Here is an 829-nt window from a genome sequence, read left to right as displayed (position 1 = left end):
GAGACAGGTCGAGGGGGTTGGTGGGGTCGGGTGTCCCACCCGGGGAGGCATCACCATTGTTCTTTTCGCAGTTCTCCTTGACCGATCCCAGGAGGAAACTGCAATCCTTCTTACTGGCCGATGGGCTGGGAGTTGGGCTTGGCGGCTCGGCCGCGGCGCGACTCGCCAGGAGGATGGCGGTGGTTTGCAGACCAGCCAGGGCGCCGGCAAGAGTGAAGGCGCTGCGACGGTAGGTGCTACCGGGCATAGGTGAACCCTCCGTACTGCTCGACTGCCTGGGCGATCTCATCGGCTGTGGACGCGGTGCGATCGTTGTTGACCGGGGCGGGGCCGTTCTTTTGGGAGAAGGACTCGACCTTCCAGTCGCTTCCTTCCCAGCGGAGCGTGAGCGTCATGGTGAACCAGTCGTTGGTGACCGGAGTCTTGGAGCCTTCTCCTGCGGTGCCGAACACACCCGTGCACCAGGCTTCCACGGTGGCCTTGGTGTTGGAGAACACGGTTGTCTTGGTACCGATCGGGACAGTGCGGGAGACATAGGTCAGGCCCTCTTCGGCCTTGCCGTTGGCGTCGAGGCCGAGGCCGTGCAGCATGTCTGCGGAGTAGGCTTGGTCCAGTTTGCGTTGGATGCCCTTGACCGAGGTCCTCGTAAAGATTTGCGGGACGATCTCGTGCCGACGCTCTTTGTTCAGGATTTCCGCCGACCCCAATGCCACCGCGTAGTTCGCCGCCGCGCTCTGGGCGCCCTGTTGGGTCTTGGGGAAACCTGAGGCGATGCCGGTCTTGGCGTTCTTGCCGTCCACGGGGCGTTCGCCGGTGGGGGCGGTGGAGC

1 protein-coding gene and 1 pseudogene are annotated in these 829 nt (G+C 63.9%); both read right to left on the bottom strand.

The annotated features are described in order from the left end of the window. Positions 1-247 (bottom strand): annotated as a pseudogene (locus E4099_RS33810) (hypothetical protein); the annotation flags it as partial. Continuing rightward, positions 237-829 (bottom strand): DUF8175 domain-containg protein (locus E4099_RS32505; RefSeq protein WP_135342659.1); only part of this gene is annotated, 593 nt, incomplete at its 5' end. The pseudogene E4099_RS33810 and the gene E4099_RS32505, both read right to left, overlap by 11 nt.

It is taken from the genome of Streptomyces palmae (assembly GCF_004684805.1).
GTDB lineage: Bacteria > Actinomycetota > Actinomycetes > Streptomycetales > Streptomycetaceae > Streptomyces > Streptomyces palmae.
Note: the sequence above shows the minus strand (reverse complement) of the source record. Positions and strands in the feature narration are given on the sequence as shown.